The sequence below is a fragment of the Peterkaempfera podocarpi genome (assembly GCF_042466665.1).
GTDB lineage: Bacteria > Actinomycetota > Actinomycetes > Streptomycetales > Streptomycetaceae > Peterkaempfera > Peterkaempfera podocarpi.
In genome coordinates this window covers 2,551,593-2,572,999 of record NZ_CP162102.1, presented here as the reverse complement: position 1 = coordinate 2,572,999, position 21,407 = coordinate 2,551,593, and the positions used below count along the sequence as shown (strand labels likewise).

At 73.6% G+C, this 21,407-nt stretch carries 14 protein-coding genes, 2 pseudogenes and 1 riboswitch; of the genes and pseudogenes, 5 read left to right on the top strand and 11 right to left on the bottom strand.

Features of this window, described 5'->3' with window-relative positions; translation table 11 throughout:
- Positions 1 to 18: 18 nt before the first annotated feature.
- Positions 19 to 1,517 (bottom strand): annotated as a pseudogene (locus tag AB0761_RS11235) (cobyric acid synthase).
- Positions 1,514 to 2,464: a cobalamin biosynthesis protein gene (locus AB0761_RS11230; RefSeq protein WP_377268839.1), complete on the bottom strand. Its 951-nt coding sequence runs from the start codon at positions 2,462 to 2,464 to the stop codon at positions 1,514 to 1,516. Before AB0761_RS11230 ends, AB0761_RS11235 begins: the two are co-directional and overlap by 4 nt.
- 121 nt (positions 2,465 to 2,585) lie before the next feature.
- Positions 2,586 to 2,718: riboswitch (cobalamin riboswitch) on the bottom strand.
- Positions 2,719 to 2,961: 243 nt separating this feature from the next.
- Here AB0761_RS11230 and AB0761_RS11225 point away from each other — a divergent pair.
- A complete protein-coding gene (locus AB0761_RS11225) occupies positions 2,962 to 4,014 on the top strand; it encodes a saccharopine dehydrogenase family protein (protein ID WP_377268838.1) in 1,053 nt (350 codons plus the stop codon).
- Positions 4,015 to 4,078: 64 nt separating this feature from the next.
- Here AB0761_RS11225 and AB0761_RS11220 read toward each other — a convergent pair whose 3' ends face one another.
- The gene (locus tag AB0761_RS11220) at positions 4,079 to 5,488 is read right to left on the bottom strand and encodes an NAD(P)/FAD-dependent oxidoreductase (protein ID WP_377268837.1); all 1,410 of its coding nucleotides are present in this window, start codon (positions 5,486 to 5,488) and stop codon (positions 4,079 to 4,081) included.
- A 205-nt stretch (positions 5,489 to 5,693) separates the two neighbouring features.
- On the opposite strand from AB0761_RS11220, the gene AB0761_RS11215 reads away from it, so the two are divergent.
- From AB0761_RS11215 to AB0761_RS11200, 4 genes are all read left to right on the top strand, one after another.
- A complete protein-coding gene (locus AB0761_RS11215) occupies positions 5,694 to 6,806 on the top strand; it encodes an alpha/beta hydrolase family protein (protein WP_377268836.1) in 1,113 nt (370 codons plus the stop codon).
- A gap of 316 nt (positions 6,807 to 7,122) precedes the next feature.
- The gene (locus AB0761_RS11210) at positions 7,123 to 8,784 is read left to right on the top strand and encodes a hypothetical protein (protein ID WP_377268835.1); all 1,662 of its coding nucleotides are present in this window, start codon (positions 7,123 to 7,125) and stop codon (positions 8,782 to 8,784) included.
- Between the two features lie 220 nt (positions 8,785 to 9,004).
- Positions 9,005 to 10,402 carry a glutamine synthetase gene (locus AB0761_RS11205; protein WP_377268834.1) on the top strand — a complete coding sequence of 466 codons (1,398 nt, stop codon included), beginning with the start codon at positions 9,005 to 9,007 and terminating at the stop codon, positions 10,400 to 10,402.
- 3 nt (positions 10,403 to 10,405) lie between these two features.
- Entirely contained in the window at positions 10,406 to 11,551 is a 1,146-nt protein-coding gene (locus AB0761_RS11200) for an amidohydrolase family protein (protein ID WP_377268833.1), read from the top strand.
- Between the two features lie 174 nt (positions 11,552 to 11,725).
- Here AB0761_RS11200 and AB0761_RS11195 read toward each other — a convergent pair whose 3' ends face one another.
- From AB0761_RS11195 to AB0761_RS11160, 8 genes and pseudogenes are all read right to left on the bottom strand, one after another.
- Positions 11,726 to 12,607 (bottom strand): CDP-alcohol phosphatidyltransferase family protein, encoded by an 882-nt coding sequence (locus tag AB0761_RS11195; protein ID WP_377268832.1) that lies wholly within the window; start codon positions 12,605 to 12,607, stop codon positions 11,726 to 11,728.
- Positions 12,594 to 13,286 (bottom strand): phosphatidylserine decarboxylase, encoded by a 693-nt coding sequence (locus AB0761_RS11190; protein ID WP_377268831.1) that lies wholly within the window; start codon positions 13,284 to 13,286, stop codon positions 12,594 to 12,596. Before AB0761_RS11190 ends, AB0761_RS11195 begins: the two co-directional genes overlap by 14 nt.
- 427 nt (positions 13,287 to 13,713) lie before the next feature.
- A complete protein-coding gene (locus tag AB0761_RS11185) occupies positions 13,714 to 14,916 on the bottom strand; it encodes an acyl-CoA dehydrogenase family protein (protein ID WP_377268830.1) in 1,203 nt (400 codons plus the stop codon).
- A gap of 134 nt (positions 14,917 to 15,050) precedes the next feature.
- Positions 15,051 to 15,552, bottom strand: a pseudogene (locus tag AB0761_RS11180) (MaoC family dehydratase).
- Positions 15,553 to 15,579: 27 nt separating this feature from the next.
- Positions 15,580 to 16,542 (bottom strand): HpcH/HpaI aldolase/citrate lyase family protein, encoded by a 963-nt coding sequence (locus AB0761_RS11175; protein WP_377268829.1) that lies wholly within the window; start codon positions 16,540 to 16,542, stop codon positions 15,580 to 15,582.
- A gap of 38 nt (positions 16,543 to 16,580) precedes the next feature.
- On the bottom strand, positions 16,581 to 18,632 hold the full coding sequence (locus AB0761_RS11170) for a protein meaA (RefSeq protein ID WP_377268828.1): 2,052 nt from the start codon (positions 18,630 to 18,632) through the stop codon (positions 16,581 to 16,583).
- 17 nt (positions 18,633 to 18,649) lie between these two features.
- Complete coding sequence (gene ccrA, locus AB0761_RS11165) at positions 18,650 to 19,987, bottom strand: crotonyl-CoA carboxylase/reductase (protein ID WP_377268827.1); 1,338 nt, start codon at positions 19,985 to 19,987, stop codon at positions 18,650 to 18,652.
- Positions 19,988 to 20,359: 372 nt separating this feature from the next.
- Complete coding sequence (locus AB0761_RS11160; protein WP_377268826.1) at positions 20,360 to 21,271, bottom strand: TetR family transcriptional regulator; 912 nt, start codon at positions 21,269 to 21,271, stop codon at positions 20,360 to 20,362.
- Positions 21,272 to 21,407: the final 136 nt, after the last annotated feature.

Here is a 21,407-nt window from a genome sequence, read left to right as displayed (position 1 = left end):
GGTCTCGGTTCAACAGGGTCATGGCGCACCCGGAGGGACGAAGGGCCCCGCCTGCTGCGGTACGCCGCTCTCGATCAGCCGCCAGAGGGCGTCTGTGTCGGCGTGCTCCTCGATCAGATCGCCCAGCCGGTCAAGCCGCTGCTCACGGGCGGCGGCGAAGCAGGAGTCGGGGGCGGGGGTGAAGTCGCGCCCCGCGAGCTGGGCCACCTGCCGCAGGAAGGCGCGGCGGAAGCCGTCGTTCTCCAGTGCGCCGTGCCAGGTGGTGCCCCAGACGGAGCCGGCCCGGCAGCCGTCCAGGAACGGCTCGCCGCCCTCCACCGAGACCACGCCGTGGTGGATCTCGTAGGCGGCCACCCGTTCCCCGTAGGCCTCGCCGACCGGGCGGCCCAGGGTCTTGGCGCGGGCGAACTCCACCCGTACCGGCAGCAGCCCGAGGCCCGGCACCGCACCGGCGCCCGACTCCACATCGTCGACGATCAGCCGGGAGAGCATCTGGAAACCCCCGCACACCCCGAGGACCGGGAGCCCGGCCTCCGCGCGCCGGGTGACCGCCGCGGCCAGCCCGCGTTCGCGCAGCCAGGCCAGGTCGGCCACGGTCGCGCGGGTGCCGGGCAGCACCACCAGATCGGCGTCGGCGAGCTCCTCCGGCCGGGACGCCCACCGGACCAGCACGCCGGGCTCCTGCGCCAGGGCGTCCAGATCGGTGAAGTTGGACAGCCGGGGGAGGCGCACCACCGCGACCCGCAGCACCTCGGCGCCGTACGGGGCGGCGGAGCCCCCACGGTCGACGGCGCTGTCGAGGTCCAGGGAGTCCTCGGCGTCCAGCCACAGACCGGACAGCATCGGCAGTACACCCATCACCTGACGTGACGTCAGTTTTTCCAGCATCTCCAGGCCGGGCTGGAGCAGCCGGCCGTCGCCGCGGAACTTGTTGACGATCCACCCCGCCACATGCCGCTGGTCCTCGGCCGAGAGCAGGGCCAGCGTCCCGTACATCGACGCGAAGACCCCACCGCGGTCGATGTCGCCGACCACCACCACCGGCAGCCCCGCGGCGGTGGCCAGGCCCATGTTGGCGATGTCGCGGTCGCGCAGATTGATCTCGGCCGGAGAGCCCGCGCCCTCGCAGACCACCACCTCGAAGCGGCTCCGCAGATCGGCCAGGCATTCAAGGGCCCGCTCCAGCAGCAGCGGCTTGCGCTCCCGGTAGTCCAGCGCCCCGACCTCCGCCACCGGGCGGCCCAGCAGCACCACCTGGCTGCGGCCGTCGCCGCCGGGCTTGAGCAGCACCGGGTTCATCGCCGCCTCCGGCTCCACCCGGGCCGCCGCCGCCTGCATCGCCTGCGCCCGGCCGATCTCCGCACCGTCGGCGGTGACCATGGAGTTCAGCGACATGTTCTGCGCCTTGAACGGCGCCACCCGCACCCCCTGCCGGGCCAGCCAGCGGCAGATCCCCGCCGTGACCACGCTCTGCCCGCGTCCGAGGTCGTCCCCGCGACCAGCAGCGCCCCGCTCATCCCCGCCTCCCCCACCAGGCCCCGGCCGCCCACCGGGCGGCGGCGGTGGCGCCCAGCGCCAGCAGCCCCACCCGGCGCGACAGCAGGCACGCCCGCTCGATGTCCGCGACCTGCACCGGCCGCAACTCCCCGCCCAGTACCGGCCGGTGCTCCACCCGGCCGCCGTACGCCAGGGTCCCGCCCAACCGCACGCCCAGCGCACCCGCGAAGGCGGACTCCGCCTGCCCGGCGTTGGGACTGGGATGCGCGGAGCCGTCCCGCCGCCACACCCGCCAGGCGCGGCCCGGGTCCGGCGCGGCGGCGACGGTGAGCAGCGCGGTCAGCCGGGCCCCGGGCCAGCCCACCGCATCGTCCAGCCGGGCCGAGGCCCAGCCGAAGCGGCGGTGGCGCGGCGAACGGTGCCCGACCATGGCGTCCAGGGTGTTGACGGCGCGAAAGGCCAGCAGCCCCGGGGTGCCTGCGAGCGCCCCCCAGGTCAGCGCGTTGACCACGGCGTCGGCGGTGTTCTCGGCGACGGACTCCACCACGGCGCGGGCCAGGCCGTCGCGGTCCAGCCCCCGGGGGTCGCGTCCGCACAGGTGCGGCAGCCGCGCCCGGGCCGCGGCCGGATCCCCGGCCTCCAGCGCCGCGGCGACGGTGCGGGCCTCCCGGGTCAGCGACGTACCGCCGAGCACGGTCCAGGTGGCCCCGGCGGCCAGCAGTGCCCGGGCCGTCCCGCTGCGGCCCGCGGCCCGGTCGGCCGCGATCGCTCCGGCGGCGACGGCGCCCACGCAGAGCGCGGTGAAGGCGGACCCGGCAGCCCGGTGGTCGCGCCACAGCCGGCGCTCCAGTGCGGCGGCGGCCGAGCCGAAGAAGGCGACAGGGTGGCCGCGGCGCGGATCGGCCAGGACGGTGTCCGCGGCATAGCCGGCCACCGCGCCCACCGCGAAGGCGGTGTGGGCACGCACGCCGGTCAGCCGGTGCAGCGACAGGTGGTGGACGTCAGGGAGGGAAGGGCGCCCAGGGCAGGCTGCATCGCGTGCGTGTCCTCACTCAGGGTCCGCGCCCTGGATCGACGAGCGGAGGCGAGAGTCTCCTGGCTCCCGGATCAGCACACCCCCGGGCCTTCCAACGGCCGTGAATCCGGCCGCCGTGACCATGGGTCGAGGGCGCTCCCCGGTGACAGTGGCGGGACCGCGCCGGATTCGCACCGGCTTCCTCTCCATGCCTCCGTATTGGCGCAAAGATCCCACCACGTGCCCGGTCGCAGCGTCAACACGGCCTCGGGAGCGGTGCGTCACAGCGACGGGGCGCCGCCGGGGCACGCGGGAAAGGGAAGCGCTGCCCCCGTACCGGCCCGCCACCGGCTGCGGCGTCCCGCCCCACCGGTTTCCGCCGCGACGCGGGTCGCCGCACCGGCCTCCACCGCTGGCCCACCGTCTGACAGCCCGGCATGCTGTGCGGCATGGACACGACGTGGATGTTGTATGGAGCCAACGGATACACCGGCACGCTGATCGCCCGGCTGGCGGTCGAACGCGGGCTGCGCCCGATCCTGGCGGGCCGGTCCGCGGCGCAGGTGACCGCTCTCGCCGAGCGGCTCGGTCTGGAGCACCGGGTGGTCGACCTCGCCGACACCGGTGCCCTGCACACCGCACTGGCCGGAGTGGACGCGGTCGTCCACTGCGCCGGGCCGTTCTCGGCCACCGCGGCCCCCATGGTCGACGCCTGCCTGGCCACCCGCACCCACTACCTGGACATCACCGGGGAGATCGACGTCTTCGAGTGGATCCACGCCCGCGGCGCGGAGGCCCGCGAGGCAGGTGTGGTGCTGCTGCCCGGCGCCGGCTTCGACGTGGTGCCCACCGACTGCCTCGCCGCCCTGGTGGCCGCGGAGGTCCCGGACGCCGACCACCTCGATCTGGCCTTCACCGTCGGCGGCACCCTGAGCCCGGGCACCGCCAAGACCGCACTGGAGGGGATCGCCCTCGGCGGCCGGGCCCGGGTCGGCGGCCGGATCGTGGCGGTCCCGGCCGGCTGGCGCACCCTGCGGGCGGACTTCCCCTCCGGACCGCGCACCGTGGGCTCCCTGCCCTGGGGCGACATCGCCACCGCCTACCACTCCACCGGCATACCCGGCATCACCACCTACACCGTGCTGCCCCCCGGCAGCCGGCTGCAGACGCTGGCCGCCCCGCTGCTGCGCCGCCCGGCGGTACGGCGCGCCGCCGGGCGCCTGGTGGACCGCCTGGTCCCCGGACCCGGCGAGGAGCGCCGCGCCCGTTCCCGCGCCGAGGCCTGGGCCCGCGCCACCTCCCCCTCCGGCGGCAGCGCCACCGCCACCCTCAGCTGCCCCGACCCCTACGACCTCACCGCGGACAGCGCCCTGCACGCGGTCGCCCGCGTCCTGGCCGGTGACGCCGAACCCGGCGCACACACCCCCTCCAGCGCCTTCGGTGCCCGCTATGTCGCCGACCTCGCCGGGGTCACCCTGACCGGCCCCGTCGTGCACCACTGACCCGGCCCGGAGCCGCCGTCGTCGGGCCGTGCCCGGCACCGACGGGGTCGATGCCGGCCGGTCCTCAGTGCCGGCCGGAGACCGCGTCGGCGATCCTGGCCAGCGGAGAGGTGGTCGGACGGCCCGCGGCCTCCTGGCGGTCGGCGGCGTGGTACGCGGCGTACAGGCCGTGGACGCCCAGCCAGCGCAGCGGCTCCACCTCCCAGCGGCGGACCGTGTGGCCGACCCACGGCAGCCCGGTCAGCTCGGTCGTCTCACCCAGCACCAGGTCGCGCAGGGTGCGGCCGGCCAGGTTGGCGGTGGTGACCCCGCTGCCGACATAGCCGCCCGCCCAGCCCAGACCCGACGAGCGGTCCAGCTCCACGGTCGAGCACCAGTCGCGGGGCACACCCAGCACTCCCGCCCAGGCCTGCTCGATCCGCGCGTCCGCCGCGCCGGGGAAGAAACGCAGCAGCATCTCCCGCAGTTGACGCACCGTCCGCTGCTGGGTGCCCCCGTCGGTGTCCGTGCGGGAGCCGAACCGGTACGGCACCCCGCGCCCGCCCAGCGCGATCCGGTCGTCCGCGGTGCGCTGGGCGTACATGTAGGCGTGCGCGAAGTCGCCCAGCACCTCCCTGCCCTCCCAGCCGGTCTCCGCCCAGAAGGACTCCGGCAGCGGCTCGGTGACCAGCATCGCCGAGTTCATCGGCAGCCAGGTGCGCCGCTCCCCGCGGATTTGCGCGGTGAAGCCCTCGGTCGCCCGCAGGACGTAGTCGGCGGTCACCGCCCCGTACGGGGTGACCGCCCGGGCACGCGACGCGCCGGACGCCGGGTGGATCTCCGTGACCGGGGTCGACTCATGGATGACCACCCCGAGGGACGCCACCGTCCGCGCCAGGCCCTGCACCAGGGCGGCGGGCTGGATCCGGGCACCGTGCGGCGTCCAGGTGCCGCCCAGGGCGCCTGCCACCCGCACCCGCTCCGTCGTCTGGACAGCCGTCAGCATCACCCGGTCGGCCTCGTCGAAGGTGCGCTCCTCCTCGACGAAGGACCGCAGCCGGGCCAGCTGCGCCGGTGTGCGGGCCACCTCCAGCACGCCGCCGGGCGCCACGTCCGCCGCGATGCCCTCCGCGGCTGCGACCCGTACCACCTCCGCCACCGCGTCGTTCATGGCCCGCTGCATGGCCCGGGCCCGCTCGTGCCCGTACCGCCTGGCGAACACACCGCGGCCGGCGAAGCCGTTGTACAGCCAGCCGCCGTTGCGGCCGGACGCGCCGTAGCCGCAGAAGCGGCTCTCCAGCACCACCACCCGCAGCCCCGGGTCCGCCTTCTTGAGGTAGTACGCCGCCCAGAGCCCGGTGAAGCCGCCGCCCACGATGCAGACATCGGCCTCGGCCGGACCCGGCAGCGCCGGGCGGGCCTCGGGCAGGCCGAGGGAGGAGTACCAGAAGGAGACCCCGCCGTTGCGGAGCGGAGCGGTGCCGGAGGGTGCCACGGGAGAACCTGCCTTGCGTTTGTGCCGTGTCCGGAAGCTATCCCCGCAAGATCACCCCGGCAACAGGCACAGTGCCAGGTATCCGGCGCCCGGCACTGCAGAGCGTCGGCCGGCGCTGCCGGCTGCTCACCCGGAGGAACCCGCACCGATGGCCGGGCCGCTGCCTGGGTAGTGGACTGTGGTGAGGACGAGACCGGGGAGCGATATGCGACGGGGAACCGTGGTGGCCGTAGTGGCCGCCTCCGTGGCGGGCGCCGCAGGCGCCGCGCTGCTTGCCGGGCGCGTGGTGTCCGAGATCTCGCTGCGGCCGCGCCGGGTCGGCAGTGGCGCCGGCGTCCTGCGGGTCCACTCCACCGCGGCGGGCCGGGTGGCGCTCACCCGTACGCCGCAGAGCACCCGCCGGGGCACCTACGCCGTGGAGTGGCCGGGCGGCCACGCCGTGGTCGGCGAGGTGCTGGAAACGACCTCGCAGACCGTCGTCCGCCGCCTGGAACGGGTCGACGGCACCCCGCCGACCGCCGGTACCAAGGTCCGGCTCACCCCCCAGGTGCTGACCGGCGACCCGCGGACCGCGCTCGGCCTGGACTTCGTCGAGACCTGGGTCCGCGGCGAACTGGGCCCCATGCCCGCCTGGTACGTCCCCGGGATCCGCGACATGTGGGTGATCGCGGTGCACGGCCCCGGCGCGGACCGGCAGCAGGTGCTGCCGGTGCTGCCGCTGCTGCACTCCTTCAAACTCCCGGTGCTGGCCATCACCTACCGCAACGACGACGGGGCCCCGCCGTCGCCCGACGGCATCGGTCACTTCGGCGAGACCGAGTGGCGCGACGTCGAGGCGGCCATCCGGCTCGCCCTGCAGGACGGCGCCCGGCACGTCCTGCTCTACGGCTGGTCGCTGGGCGCCACCATGGCGCTCCAGGCCGCCGCCAGATCGTCCTGGAGCGACACGGTCCGGGGACTGGTGCTGGACTCCCCGGTCCTGGACTGGCACTCCACCGTACGCCGCCAGGCCACCCGCAGAGGCGTCCCCGCCGCGCTGGCCGAACTGGGTGTCAGGGCGGCCGAGGGACGTTCCGGCGTGGATGTGGACGCCCTGGACCGGCTCTCCAGGGGCGACAGCCTGCATGTCCCCACGCTGCTGGTGCACGGCCCCGACGACACCGTCACCTCGGCCGCGGCCGCCGAGCGGCTGGCCGGGTCGCGGGAGGACCTGGTCACCCTGCACACGGTGCCGGGCGCCGAGCACACCGCCATGTGGAACGCCGACCCCCGCGGGTACGAGGAGGCCCTGCGCCGCTTCCTCACCCCGCTGGTGTGAGGCCCGGTGCCCCGACCGTCCGGGATGTCCCCGCCGGTCGGAGCGCGAGCCCCCGGCCGCCGGTGACCCGCGCCCGGGTGCGGGCGGCCCGGTGCGCAGCCGCCCGGTGCCGCGGGCGGCCCCGGCCGTCGATGAGTGCTGCCCGGACGCATCGTCCCCGGGGTCGCGGAGCCGTTCACGCACCCCGCCGGACCGACCGAAACCGGGGTTGGTGTGCAGGGATTCGTCCTGCTTGCCCCCTCGCTTCCGGGCCCCGCGCACCGGCCCGCAGCGGACGATGTGACAGAAGGCCCGTGTACGGGGAAGACTGCTCGGCGTGACGTCTCGGAACCCGCGCGACCGTGATGCCCCGCTCCCCTCAGCACGCCGACCCGAACGCCCCGCCACCGATCTGGAGGCGGACGCCGCGGCCGGCGACGGCCCGCCTGCACCGGCCGCCCCCGGCGGCCGCGGCAGCGCCGCGCCGCCCGGCTCCAGGGGCGGTGGCACCCCCGCTGCGGGCCGCCGCGCGGGCGCCACCGTGACCCGGCTGCCCGGCGCCTCCGCACCCCGCCGACGCGGCCCCGGGGCCCACCCCGAACCAGGCCGCCAGACAGCGCCCCGCCGTCCCGGCGGGCGCGGCAGGACCCCCGCGCCCGAGGGTTTCCCGGTGCCGGCCGAACTGGCACCGCTGGCCCGCCGGATGCTCGCCGACGCGGTCCGGATCGCTCGCTGGTCGGGTGAACTGCAGCGGGTCGACAAACGCGGCGAGCTCCTCCCTGAGGACGCCCGCGCCGCCGGCCGCGCTCTGGCGATGACCGTCGGCGCCGCCGCCAAGGCATGGGGGCAGGCACTGCTCACCGGCCTGGTGGAGCTGCGGGACGGCGGTTCCGGGCCAGGCTGGCGGCTGCACGCCTGGGACCACGACGACGAGGCCGTGGTCCGCGGCTGGTCCGCGCTCTTCGACGCCTGGACGCTGCTGGCCCCGGTGCCTCCCGCCGCACTGCGCGGCGTCTTCGCCGTGCTCGCGGGACAGGCGGTGGACCAGGCACCGCAGCTGCTCTCCTTTCTGCACCTGGTGGACGCCCCCGTCCCCGACGGGGAGCTGATGGAGCTGCTGCGCCGGGGCCTGGACGAGCGCCGGCACGGGGCGGGGGCCGGCCTGGCCGCGCTCTCCCCGGTCCCGCACGCCGCCTCCGCGGTCTCCGCCGTACGCGGCAGCGAGCCCGACGACGAGCAGCAGGCCGGCGCCCCGCCGGCGCCCTCCGACGTGGCCGCCGTGCTGGAGTGGATGCTGGACGGCCTCACCGCCGTCGGCGCCGTGGTCCGCGAGCCGGGCGAGGGCGAGCCGTCGGTGCGGCTCTCCCCGCTGGGCCACTGGGCGGTACGGGCCAAGCTGGAGGAGATCTGCACGGTGGCGCAGACCGCCGCCGGCCACATCGAGCAGAGCGCCCTGGAGCTGCTCACGGCCTGCGCCCGCTACTCGCCGGGCCCGGCCCGTGCCGAGTACCGGGCATGGGTGGCGGCCAGGCCGGTCGACCGGGCGGTCTCCGAGCTGCTGGAGGCGGCCCGCGGCGACGACGCGCTGGTGCGCGGGCTCGCCTTCGAGGCGCTGCGGGTGGCCGGCGGCACGGCCGAGCAGGCCGTACGGGCCGCGGCCGAGGAGCCGGTGCTGCGCCCGTATGCGCTGCTGTGGCTGGCGGAGCAGTCGGACGAGGGCGGGGTGGTGCCCGCCGATGTGCTCAGCCGGGAGGACGCCGCCTGGCTCTGGGTGGACACCGGCGCCGCGGTGCTCGACCACGGTGACACCGCACTGCTGGTCGGCCATGTGGAGGCGGCCGCGGTCGGCGATCCCAACCGGCTGTTCACCCGGGCCCGGCAGTCCGGGCACCCGCGTGCCGCCTCGGTGCTCACCGCGGTCGCCTCGACCCACCCGGATCCGGCGGTGGCCCGCGCGGCCCGCCGCTCCGCCTTCAGCGTCCACGAGGGCGGCGCCTGAGGACGGGCGCCGTGGGCGGTGGCAGCCTTCCCTGCCGCCGCCTCTGGCGCCCGCCCCCCCGGCCCCTGGCGCCCGTCTGCGGAGCCGGCCCCTGCCCGGCCCCGCTGTGCCTCGCTCGACCCGGCCGCGCCCGGCGATCACCCGGTGGAGGGCTACCCGATCCCCGCCCCGACCGGCGACCATGGCGGGAGGACCCGGAGCCGACGAAGGGACGCCGGGCGTGACCGATCAGCAGCAGTGGCTCCGTGACCGGGGCGCCCGGGCCCAGGAGGCCCGCCAGGTGGCCGCCCGGCTGCATGCCGAGGGGGTCGGCGGTGTTCTGCTGACCTGGGTGGACAACGCCGGGATCACCCGGGTCAAGGGGGTCCCGGTGCGCAGGCTGGAGCATGCGGCGGCCTGGGGTGTCGGCGCCTCCCCGGTCTTCGACGCCTTCCTGGTCGACGACTCCATGACCCGCGGCCGCTTCATCGGCGGCCCGGAGGGCGATCTGCGGCTCCACCCCGACCTGGACCGCGCGGTGCCGCTGGCCGCCCAGCCCGGCTGGGCGTGGGCGCCCGCGGACCGCTACACCCAGGAGGGTGAGCCGCACCCGGGCTGCCAGCGCCGGTTCGCCCGGCGGATGGCCGAGCGGGCGCTGGAGTCCGGTATCGAGCTCCGCTGCGCCTTCGAGGTGGAGTGGGTGGCCGCCAGGGCCGGCGGCCCCGCCGAGGAGCCGGACTATCCGACGCAGGGCGCGGCCTACGGCATGGACCGCATGATCGACCTCTCCGACTGCCTGCGCGACCTGCTGCAGGCCCTGGACGACCAGGGTGTCGCCGTGCACCAGGTGCACCCCGAGTACGCACCCGGACAGTACGAGCTGTCGGTCGCCCCCGAGGACCCGGTGGGCGCCGCCGACACCTGCGTCCTGGTGCGGCAGACCATCCGGGCCGTCTTCGCCCGGCACGGCCTGCGGGTCTCCTTCGCCCCGGCGGTGGAGGCCGGCGGGGTGGGCAACGGTAGCCACCTGCACCTCTCCCCGTGGCGCGACGGGCAGAACCTCTGCCACGGCGGCACGGGCCCCTATGGGCTCACCGCCGAAGCGGAGGCCTTCCTGGCCGGCGTGCTGGCGGAGCTGCCCGCCCTGCTGGCGGTCGGCGCGCCCGCGCCAGGCAGCCCGCTCAGGCTGGTGCCCTCCCACTGGGCGGGGGCCTACCGGTGCTGGGGCCGGGAGAACCGTGAGGCGGCGCTGCGGCTGGTCACCGGAGGCCGCGGCGAGGAGAGCACCGCCGCCAACGCCGAGGTCAAGTGCTTCGACGGCGCCGCCAACCCGTACCTGGTCACGGGCGCCGTGCTGGCCGCCGGACTGGGCGGCCTGGCCGCCGGCCGCACCCTGCCGCCGGAGTCCCGCGACGACCCGGCGACCTGGCCGCCGGGGCGGCTGGAGCAGCTGGGGGTGGAGCGGCTGCCGCAGACCGTCGCCGAGTCCCTGGCGCACTTCCAGCGCTCGGGACTGCTCAAGGAGGCCATGGGCGAGGTGCTGCACGACATCGTCTGCGCGGTGCGGCAGGCGGAGACGGAGCTGTTCGCCGGGAGCCCGCCCGAACAGGTCGTCGCGGCGACCCGCTGGCGGTACTGAGCCGTGCTCCCGCCCGACCTCCCCCTGGTCGACCACCACTGCCACAGCGTGTTGGGGGGCGATCTCTCCGCCGCAGCCTTCGCCCGGCTGCTCACCGAGTCCGACCGCCCGCCCGCCCCCGGCACCGACTATCTGGACACCCAGCTCGGCTTCGCGGTACGCCGCCACTGCGCCCCCCTGCTGGACCTGGAGCCGCACTGCCCGCCCGAGGCGTACCTGGAACGGCGCCGCTCCCTCGGCGCGGCCGAGGCCACCCGGCGGCTGCTGCGCGCGGCCGGACTGCGGACCCTGCTGGTCGACACCGGACTGGTGGAGGTCCCCGGCGCCGGTCCGCTGCTGTCCCTGCCCGAGCTGGCCTCGGCCGCCTCGGCCGAGGTGCACCGGGTGGTGCGGCTGGAGACGGTCGCGGAGGAGGTGGCGCAGGGCTGGGTCTCCGCCCGTTCCTACGGCGACGACTGCGTCCGGGCGCTCACCGGGGCGGTACAGGACGCCGGCACCGTCGCGGTGAAGTCGGTCCTCGCCTACCGCCACGGCCTGGACGTGGAGCCCGACCGGCCCTCGGAGGCCGCGGTGGCGCATGCCGCGGGGGAGTGGCTGGCCCAGCTGGACCAGCACGGTGGACCGCTCCGGCTCACCCACCCCGTACTGCTGCGCCATCTGCTGTGGACCGCCGTCGACCTGGGGCTGCCGATCCAGCTGCACACCGGGTTCGGCGACCCCGACCTCACGCTGCACCGTGCCGACCCCTCGCTGCTGACCGGCTTCATCCGGGCCGTGGAGCCGCGCGGGGTGCCGCTGGTGCTGTTGCACGGCTATCCGTACCACCGCCAGGCGGCCTATCTGGCGGCCGTGTATCCGCATGTGTACGCGGACGTGGGCCTCACCCTGTCGCACAGCGGCGCACGGGCCGGGGCGGTGCTGGCGGAGGTGCTGGAGGTGGTGCCGTTCGGCAAGGTGCTCTTCTCCACCGACGCCTACGGCCTGCCGGAGCTCTACCCGGTCGGCGCGGCGCTCTTCCGCCACGCCCTGGCGGGCCTCCTCGACGGCTGGACGGCCGACGGCTCCTGGTCCGCCGCCGATGCGGACCGGGTGGCCGCCCTGATCGGCGGTGCCAACGCCCGGCGCCTCTACGCCCTCCCGGGCCGCTGACCGGTTGCGCCCTCCCGGGCCGCTGACCGGTTGCGCCCTCCCGGGCGGCTGACCGGTGCGCCAAGGGCGGTCCGCGGGCGGGGGCGCCCCGTCCCGGCGGAGGCCTGCCGCACCCATGCAGAAGGGGCCCGGCCGCTGTGAGTGCGGACCGGGCCCCTTCGGGGTGGTTCGGGATCAGCCGAGGCGGGACTCCGCGCGGCGGGCGCGGACGTCGCACACCTTCTGGTTGACCTTGCGCCGGATGACCAGCATCGGCGCCATGGCCGCCAGGCCGATCTGCGCGGTGGCACCGACGCGCAGCAGCACGTCGCCGCCGGGCACCCCGGCCGCCCAGGCGGCCAGGCAGCCGATGGAGACCACGATCCAGCAGAGGGTCGCGGTCGCCAGCAGGCCCTGCGGCTTGGGGTACTCGATGCGGCTCACCATGAGGTACGCGACTCCGAAGATCGCCACCATCGCGGGGAGGAACGGCGGGGCCAGCAGCACGATGGCGATCACCGTCATGGCACCCATCGGGCAGGGCATGCCCTGGAACACCCCCGGCCGCATCTTCACGGCCGAGAACCGGGCCAGCCGCAGCACCACCGCGAGCAGCACGGTGAGCGCGATGAACGCGGACACCCGCTGGTTGCCGTCGGGCGACACCATGCCCCACACCGCCACGAAGTACGCCGGGGCGATGCCGAAGCTGGTGAGGTCGGCCAGATTGTCCAGCTCGGCGCCCAGCGCGGAGCTGCGCAGCTTGCGTGCCACCAGCCCGTCGAAGAGGTCGCACATCGAGCCGAGCAGCAGCAGGGTGACGGCCATCGCCGCGCTGTGCCGGTTGGTCGGGGCGGAGCCGTCACCGGTGATGTGCGGGATCAGCACACCGGTGGTCATGGAGTAGATGGCGAGGAAGCCGCAGACGGCGTTGCCCAGGGTGAGGAAGTCCGCGGTGGAGAGGGTCTGCGGTGACCGCGGAGCGCGCAGCTCACGGTCGCGCGCCCAGCGGCGGCGGCGGATCGCCGTCTCCTCGTCCTCTTCGCAGTCCAGTGTCTCGGGATCAGTCACGGTCAAGGCGTGTCACCCCGGCAGTCGTCTTCTGGCCGACCCGGACGCCGACCTCGACGCCGGACGGCAGGTAGGTGTCGACGCGGGAGCCGAAGCGGATCAGTCCGACCCGCTCACCCTGCTCGACCTTGGCGCCCGGCTGCAGGTACGGGACGATGCGGCGGGCCACCGCGCCCGCGATCTGCACCATCTCGATGTCGCCGAGCTCGGTGTCGAAGTGCCACACCACGCGCTCGTTCCGGTCACTGTCCTTGTTGAACGCCGGAACGTAGCCACCGGGGACATGATCGACCGAGGTGACCGTGCCCGGCAGCGGTGCGCGGTTCACATGCACATTCAGCGGGCTCATGAAGATCGCCACCCGGGCGCGGCCGTCCGGCCAGGCGTCGATGGACTGCACGACGCCGTCGGCCGGCGAGATCACCCGGCCGGTGCCGATCTCCCGCTCCGGGTCGCGGAAGAACCACAGCATGCCCGCGCCGAGCGCGGAGGCGGGTACCGCTGCCAGGGCCCACTTGCCGCTGCGCCGGGTGAGGGCGGTGCAGGCGGCAGCGGTGGCGAGGGTGGGGACGAGCCAGGGCGAGGCGCCGCGCGCGAGGGTCACACGGGGACGTCGGCCGGCCTCCGGGGACGCAAGGGCATTGCGGTCCGCGGCGGAGGAGTAAGGGGACGGGCTGTAGGGCATCGAAGACCTTTGTCGCGGGGGGCACCGCGGGGACGAGTGGTACTGGGGACGGCAGCTGTCCCGGTGGATGCTATCGGCAGCAGGTGGTGAGTGGGCAAGCGCCGGGATCCGGAACTCACCTGCTACTCGCTGCTCTACCCCTGCTCTGTCTACGACCGTAGCGGGTGGCCGTGCGGTTCCCCAAGTGGACGGTCGCGGGGGGTGAGTCTCGTCTCAGGTGGCGCGGGCAGGCGTCGGCGACCGCCGGGCGTGCCCTGGTTTCCCAGGAGCCCCAAGGGGCTCGTGCACACCCTGCGGCCGCCGACCGCCCCCTCCGGAGGACCCTCGGAGGGAGCTCCGACGGGGACCCGCACGTCCCCGCCGGCTTTGGAGGTGGCTTGAATTCGACCGGTCGGCGGTCAGCCGACTGCCCTGGCCCAAGGGCCGGTCACTCGGCGATGCGGTACTCCTCGAGCAGCCGGCGGCCCACGATCATCTTCTGGATCTCCGCAGTACCTTCACCGATCAGCAGCATCGGGGCCTCGCGGTAGAGCCGCTCGATCTCGTACTCCTTGGAGAAGCCGTAGCCGCCGTGGATGCGGAAGGCGTCCTCCACGACCTCCTTGCAGTACTCGGAGGCGAGATATTTGGCCATCCCTGCCTCCAGGTCGTTGCGCTCCCCGGAGTCCTTCTTGCGGGCGGCCATGACCATCATCTGGTGGGCGGCCTCGACCTTGGTCGCCATTTCGGCCAATTTGAACTGGATGGCCTGGTGCTGGGCGATCGCCTTGCCGAAGGTGTGCCGCTGCTGGGCGTAGGAGATGCCCAGCTCGAAGGCGCGGCGGGCCACGCCGCAGCCGCGTGCGGCGACATTGACCCGGCCGACCTCGACACCGTCCATCATCTGGTAGAAGCCGCGGCCGCTGGTGCCCCCCAGCACCCGGTCGGCGGGGACGCGTACGTCCTGGAGCACCAGCTCGGTGGTGTCGACGCCCTTGTACCCCATCTTCTCGATCTTCCCGGGCACGGTGAGGCCGGGGACCTTGGCGTTGGGCCCGAAGCCGGGCTCCTTCTCGATCAGGAAGGTGGTCATATTGCGGTGCGGCGCGTCATGGCCCTCGTCGGTCCTGCAGAGCACCGCGACCAGGGTGGAGGTGCCGCCGTTGGTCAGCCACATCTTCTGGCCGTTGATGACGTACTCGTCGCCGTCGCGGACCGCCTTGGTGCGGATCGCGGAGACGTCCGAGCCCAGGCCCGGCTCCGACATGGAGAAGGCGCCGCGGACCTCCCCGGTCGCCATCCGGGGCAGGAAGTAGTCCTTCTGCTCCTGGGTGCCATGGGCATTGATCATGTGGGCGACGATGAAGTGGGTGTTGACGATGCCCGACACCGACATCCAGCCGCGGGCGATCTCCTCCACCACCAGGGCGTAGGTCAGCAGCGACTCCCCGAGGCCCCCGTACTCCTCGGGGATGGTCAGGCCGAAGAGGCCCAGCTGCTTCATGCCCTCGACGATCTGGGCGGGGTACTCGTCCCGGTGCTCCAGCTCGGTGGCGACCGGAATGATCTCTTTGTCGACGAAGTCCCGCACCGTGGCGAGGATGTCCCGCTGGATCTCGGTGAGGCCGTCGGTCTGTGCGAGGCGTCCCATGGCGCGGCTCCTGTCGTGGGAAGTGAAGGGGTGTGGGGTGCGGGGGCTCCGCAGGCGTGGCGGCCGCGGAGCCCCCGTGGGTCCGGCGGGCGGCCGATGACGGCGGCCGCCCCTGCCGGGGACCGGGAGCGGAGCTATGAGCGGAGCTCCGGGCGGCCGGGCTGCTCGCCGCCGCGCGCCTTGGTGTAGGTCTCGGTCGGCACCATCACCTTGCGGCGGAAGACGCAGACCAGCGTGCCGTCCTGCTTGTAGCCCTTGGTCTCCACGTACACGATGCCGCGGTCGTCCTTGGACTTGGACGGCCACTTGTCGAGCACGGTGGTCTCGCCGTAGACGGTGTCGCCGTGGAAGGTCGGCGCCACGTGCTTGAGCGACTCGATCTCCAGATTGGCGATGGCCTTGCCGGAGACGTCCGGCACCGACATGCCGAGCAGCAGGGAGTAGATGTAGTTGCCCACCACCACGTTGCGGCCGAAGTCGGTGGTCTGCTCCGCGTAGTTGGCGTCCATGTGGAGCGGGTGGTGGTTCATGGTGAGGAGGCAGAAGAGGTGAGTCGTACTCGGTGACCGTCTTTCCGGGCCAGTGCTTGTACACCGCCCCGACCTCGAACTCCTCGTAGGTCCGTCCGAACTGCATCTCAGTGGTCTCCTGGGGGGCGGTGGGTCAGGCCTGCGGGGGCTCGAACTTGGAGGTGCGCTGCATGCCCGCGGCGCGTCCCTTGCCGGAGATCACCAGCGCCATCTTCCGGGACGCCTCGTCGATCATCTCGTCGCCGAGCATCGCGGAGCCCTTGGCGCCGCCGGCCTCCGAGGTGCACCAGTCGTAGGCGTCCAGGATCAGCTCGGCGTGGTCGTAGTCCTCCTGCGTGGGCGAGAAGATCTCGTTGGCCGCGGCGACCTGGTCCGGGTGCAGCACCCACTTGCCGTCGAAGCCCAGCGCGGCGGCGCGCTGCGCCACCTCGCGGTAGCCCTGCTGGTTGCGGATCTGCAGATAGGGTCCGTCGATGGCCTGGAGGTCGTGCATGCGGGCGGCCATCAGGATGCGCATCAGGATGTAGTGGTAGGCGTCCGCCGGATAGCCGGGCGGCTGCTCGCCGACGACCAGCGACTTCATGTTGATGGAGGCCATGAAGTCGGCGGGGCCGAAGATGATGGTCTCGATCCGCGGCGAGGAGGCCGCGATCTCGTCCACGTTGACCAGGCCCTTGGCGTTCTCGATCTGTGCCTCGATGCCGATCCGGCCGACCTCGAAGCCCATGGTCTTCTCGATCTGGGTCAGCAGCAGGTCCAGCGCCTTCACCTGGGTGGCGTCCTGCACCTTGGGCAGCATGATGCAGTCCAGGTTGGGCCCCGCGCCCTCGACGACGGTGACCACGTCGCGGTAGGTCCAGTGGGTGGTCCAGTCGTTGACCCGCACCACCCGGGTCTTGCCGCCCCAGTCGCCGTTGTTGAGCGCGTCCACGATGGTGTGCCGGGCGCTCTCCTTGACCAGCGGTGCGCAGGCGTCCTCCAGGTCCAGGAAGACCTGGTCGGCCGGCAGGCCCTGGGCCTTCTCCAGGAAGCGCGGGTTGGAGCCCGGCACAGCCAGACAGGAGCGGCGGGGGCGCAGGCGGTTGACGGTCGTCATGAGGGTGGGTTCGTCCTTCCGGTGCTTGGGGCGGAGCGTCAGCGGGCGGAGACGGTGTCCGCAGGGCTGTGCCAGGGCTGGAGCCTGTTGGCGAGGCGGATCTCGTCGACGATGCGGCCGATGATGGTGGTGATGGAGAAGTCCTTGGGGGTGAACACGGCGGCCACCCCCGCGGCCTTCAGCGCCTCGCCGTCCGCTGCCGGGATGATGCCACCGGCGATCACCGGTACGTCCTCCACCCCGGCGCGGCGCAGCCGCTGGAGCACATCGGGGACGAGCTCGGCATGCGCGCCCGACAGGATCGACAGTCCCACGCAGTGGACGTCCTCCGCGACCGCGGCGGACACGATCTGCTCGGGGGTCAGCCGGATGCCCTGGTAGACCACCTCGAACCCGGCGTCGCGGGCCCGTACCGCGATCTGCTCGGCGCCGTTGGAGTGCCCGTCCAGACCGGGCTTGCCGACCAGCATCCGCAGCTTGCCCGCGCCCAGCTCCGCCGCGGTGGCGGCGACGGCCTCCCGTACGGCGGCCAGCTCGCCGCCCGGCTCGGCGGCGACCGCCACCGGGGCGGAGCCGACACCGGTGGGGGCGCGGTACTCACCGAAGACGTCGCGCAGGGCGAAGGACCACTCTCCCGTGGTCACTCCGGCCCGGGCGCAGGCCAAGGTGGCCTCCATCAGGTTGACGTCCCCGGCCGCCGCGTCGGCCCGCAGCCGGTCCAGGGCGGCCACGGCCGCGGCCTCGTCGCGACCGTCGCGCCAGGCCTCCAGCGAGGCCAGCACGGCCTGCTCGGCGGAGGGGTCCACCTGCTGGATGGCGGCGTCCAGGTCGGCGGTCAGCGGGTTGGGCTCGGTGGTCTCGAAGCAGTTGACGCCGACCACCTTGTCCTCGCCGGCCTCGATCCTGGCGCGGCGCTCCGCGTGCGAGGCCACCAGCGCGGCCTTGAGGTACCCGGACTCCACGGCGGGTATCACCCCGCCCATCCCCAGCACCTTGGCGATCTCCGCCTCGGCGCCGGCCAGCAGTTCGTCGGTCTTGGCGGCCACCACATGGGAGCCGTCGAAGAGGTCGCCGTACTCCAGCAGGTCCGACTCGTAGGCCAGCACCTGCTGGATGCGCAGCGACCACTGCTGGTCCCAGGGCCGGGGCAGGCCGAGCGCCTCGTTCCAGGCGGGCAGCTGCACCGCCCTGGCCCTGGCGTCCTTGGAGAGGGTGACGGCCAGCATCTCCATCACGATCCGCTGGACGTTGTTCTCCGGCTGCGCCTCGGTGAGGCCCAGCGAGTTCACCTGCACCCCGTAGCGGAAGCGGCGGTGCTTCGCGTCGGCGATGCCGTAGCGCTCCTGGGTCACCTTGTCCCAGAGCCGGGCGAAGGCCCGCATCTTGCACATCTCCTCGACGAAGCGGACGCCCGCGTTGACGAAGAAGGAGATCCTGGCGACCACCTCGCCCATCCGCTCCTGCGGCACCTGGCCGGAGTCGCGGACCGCGTCCAGGACGGAGATCGCCGTGCACATCGCATAGGCGAGCTCCTGCACGGGCGTGGCCCCGGCCTCCTGGAGGTGGTAGCTGCAGATGTTGATCGGGTTCCACTTGGGGATGTGGGCGACGGTGTAGGCGATCATGTCGGTGGTGAGCCGCACCGACGGGCCGGGCGGGAAGACATGCGTCCCGCGCGACAGGTACTCCTTGACGATGTCGTTCTGGGTGGTGCCGGTGAGCTTGGCGATGTCGGCGCCCTGCTCCTCGGCGACCACCTGGTAGAGCGCCAGCAGCCACATCGCGGTGGCGTTGATCGTCATGGAGGTGTTGGTCCGCTCCAGCGGGATCCCGTCGAAGAGCGCCCGCATGTCGCCCAGGTGCCCGACCGGGACGCCGACCCGGCCCACCTCGCCGCGGGCGAGGATGTGGTCGGCGTCGTAGCCGGTCTGGGTGGGCAGGTCGAAGGCCACCGACAGGCCGGTCTGGCCCTTGGCAAGGTTGCGGCGGTAGAGCGCGTTGGACTCCTTCGCGGAGGAGTGCCCCGCGTAGGTCCGCATCAGCCACGGCCGGTCGCGCTGCGGCCTCGGCGTCTGGTCCTGCTCGGTCATGTCGGTGTCCCCCGCTCTCAGATGTTGCGGAAGCGGTTGATCGCGGGCAGGTGCTTCTCGCGCAGCTCGGGGTCGCGCACGCCCAGGCCCTCCTGCGGGGCCAGGCAGAGCACGCCGACCTTGCCCTGGTGGACGTTCTTGTGCACGTCCAGGGCGGCCTGGCCGGTCTCCTCCAGGGAGTAGACTCGGGAGACGGTCGGGTGGATCTTGCCCTTGGCGATCAGACGGTTGGCCTCCCACGCCTCGCGGTAGTTGGCGAAGTGCGAGCCGACGATGCGCTTCAGCGACATCCACAGGTAGCGGTTGTCGTACTGGTGCATATAGCCGGAGGTGGAGGCGCAGGTGACGATGGTGCCGCCCTTGCGGGTGACATAGACCGAGGCGCCGAAGGTCTCCCGGCCCGGGTGCTCGAAGACGATGTCCACGTCCTCACCGCCCGTCAGCTCCCTGATACGGCCGCCGAGCCGCTTCCACTCCCTGGGGTCCTGGGTGTTCTCGTCCTTCCAGAACCGGTAGCCCTCGGCATTGCGGTCGATGATCGCCTCGGCGCCCATCGCCCGGCAGATGTCGGCCTTCTGGTCGCTGGAGACCACGCAGATCGGGGTGGCGCCGCCGGCCAGCGCGTACTGGGTGGCGTAGGAGCCCAGGCCGCCGCTGGCGCCCCAGATCAGGACGTTGTCGCCCTGCTTCATCCCGGCGCCGTTGCCCGACACCAGCTGCCGGTAGGCGGTGGAGTTGACCAGGCCGGGGGAGGCGGCCTCCTCCCAGCTGAGGTGCCTGGGCTTGGGCATCAGCTGGTTGGTCTTCACCAGGGCCAGCTCGGCCAGACCGCCGAAGTTGGTCTCGAAGCCCCAGATGCGCTGCTCGGGGTCGAGCATGGTGTCGTTGTGGCCGTCGGCGCTCTCCAGCTCGACGGACAGGCAGTGGGCGACGACCTCGTCGCCCGGCTTCCAGGCGTTCACTCCCGGGCCGGTGCGCAGCACCACGCCGGCCAGGTCGGAGCCGACGACGTGGTACGGCAGGTCGTGACGGGCCGTCAGCGGGGAGAGCTTCCCGTACCGCTTGAGGAAGGCGAAGGTGGAGACCGGCTCGAAGATGGAGCTCCACACCGTGTTGTAGTTGACCGCGCTGGCCATCACCGCGACCAGGGCCTCGCCGGGGCCGAGCTCCGGGACGGGGACCTCGTCCAGGTGCAGGGACTTGCGGGGGTCCTTGTCGCGACTGTCGAGCCCGTCGAACATCTGCTCCTCGTCCCGGTGGAGCGTGACCGCCCGGTAGGACTCCGGCACCGGCAGCGCGGCGAAGTCCGCGGCCGTGGCGTCGGGGTTGAGGATCGTGTCGAGGATTTCCTTCAAGGCTGCCTCCGAAGGCGTACCTGCGTGAGGGGCGCAGGGCGTCTGGGGGAGCCGGGAGCGGACACCGGCTTGAGGGTTCAGGGTTGGCTGTGGGCCGTCCCGGGTTGCGGGAGCGGTGGCTGGGCACGGCGCGCCAGGGTGGGGAGCCGCGGCGCCGCGACCGGTGGGTAACAACGTACTGGCACCCTGTGCCACTCGTAAAGACACCGCGTGCCATGAGTTTCGTCCAGCGTCACCCGTATGCCGTCCTGCCGCAACACGAGTACTCGCAAGTGCCGCCCCAGGGAAGGCGAAGGGCCTGCTCCGGCAGTGCGGAGCAGGCCCCTGAAAAGGCTGTGAGCTGGCCCTTGAAAAGGCTGTGAGCTGGGAGGATCACATGTCGGAGGAGTCCTTGTGGTCCACCCCGGAACCGCTCAGAGCGGTCCGGATCGAGTCCAGCACCTGCTCCAGCGGAGCGTCGGTGCGGGCCACTGTGATCAGCACCTCACCGCCGGGAGTGGCGCTCACCGCGCTTCCCACCGCATTCTCCAGAGCCGCCTGGGACTCCTGGATGGCACTGGGTGCCATGGGGCCGCCGCGGCGTCGGGCAGCCGTCGGGGCCTGCGCCCAGAAGGTCTGCCGGATCACCTCGAAGGAGTGGTCCAGCTGCGCCTCCACATCACCCCGGCCGCCGGCCCGCAGCCAGCGCCGCAGCACATGGTTGTGCGCCGCCACCACCGCCGCCGCCGACACCTCGGCCAGCATCGGGTCGTCGTCCCCGCCGCGCTGCCAGGTGGGCGACAGCTCGGCCGCCGCGTCGAAGCGGCCCAGCAGATAGCGGGTGAACAGCCGCTCATAGCGGGCCACCACCGCGATCTCCCGCTCGCGCAGCGTGGGCACCTGGCGGATCAGCCGGTAACGGGCCACGGACACGGCCGGGGTGGAGGCGTACATCCGCAGCACCTCCTTGATCCCCCGGCACACCACATCCAGCGGGTGCTCTTCGGGGGAGGCGCTGGCCAGCAGGTCCGCCACCCGGATCAGGGTGTCGTCGTGGTCGGGGAAGATCGCCTCCTCCTTGGACCGGAAGTAGCGGAAGAACGTCCTCCGTGCCACTCCGGCCGCGGCGGCGATCTGATCGACCGTCGTCTCCTCGTAGCCCTGTCCGGCGAACAGCTCCATCGCCGCCGCCGCCAGATCCTGGCGCATCTGCTGGCGCTGGGCGGTGGCCCGCCGGCCGTTGGCGCTGCCGTGCCCGGCCCCACCTGTCACCTCGTGTTGCACAGCGGCACGCTCCCGATCCATGTGCGGAACGCTACACGCCCCGGCGCCTGTACCGCCCCGGCCGTCACCCGGTACCGGCGGCGCCGGCGGGCGCGGCGGCTGCGGCCGGACCGCCGGCCGGGGCCAGCGGGACGCCACCTGGCCGGGTCGTCCGTTC

Bases quoted from the DNA above. Each gene is read 5' to 3' on its own strand.
- AB0761_RS11170 (WP_377268828.1), bottom strand. From the start codon at position 18,632: ATGACCGAGCAGGACCAGACGCCGAGGCCGCAGCGCGACCGGCCGTGG.
- AB0761_RS11175 (WP_377268829.1), bottom strand. From the start codon at position 16,542: ATGACGACCGTCAACCGCCTGCGCCCCCGCCGCTCCTGTCTGGCTGTG.
- AB0761_RS11160 (WP_377268826.1), bottom strand. From the start codon at position 21,271: ATGGATCGGGAGCGTGCCGCTGTGCAACACGAGGTGACAGGTGGGGCC.
- AB0761_RS11225 (WP_377268838.1), top strand. From the start codon at position 2,962: ATGGACACGACGTGGATGTTGTATGGAGCCAACGGATACACCGGCACG.
- AB0761_RS11215 (WP_377268836.1), top strand. From the start codon at position 5,694: ATGCGACGGGGAACCGTGGTGGCCGTAGTGGCCGCCTCCGTGGCGGGC.
- AB0761_RS11190 (WP_377268831.1), bottom strand. From the start codon at position 13,286: ATGCCCTACAGCCCGTCCCCTTACTCCTCCGCCGCGGACCGCAATGCC.
- AB0761_RS11185 (WP_377268830.1), bottom strand. From the start codon at position 14,916: ATGGGACGCCTCGCACAGACCGACGGCCTCACCGAGATCCAGCGGGAC.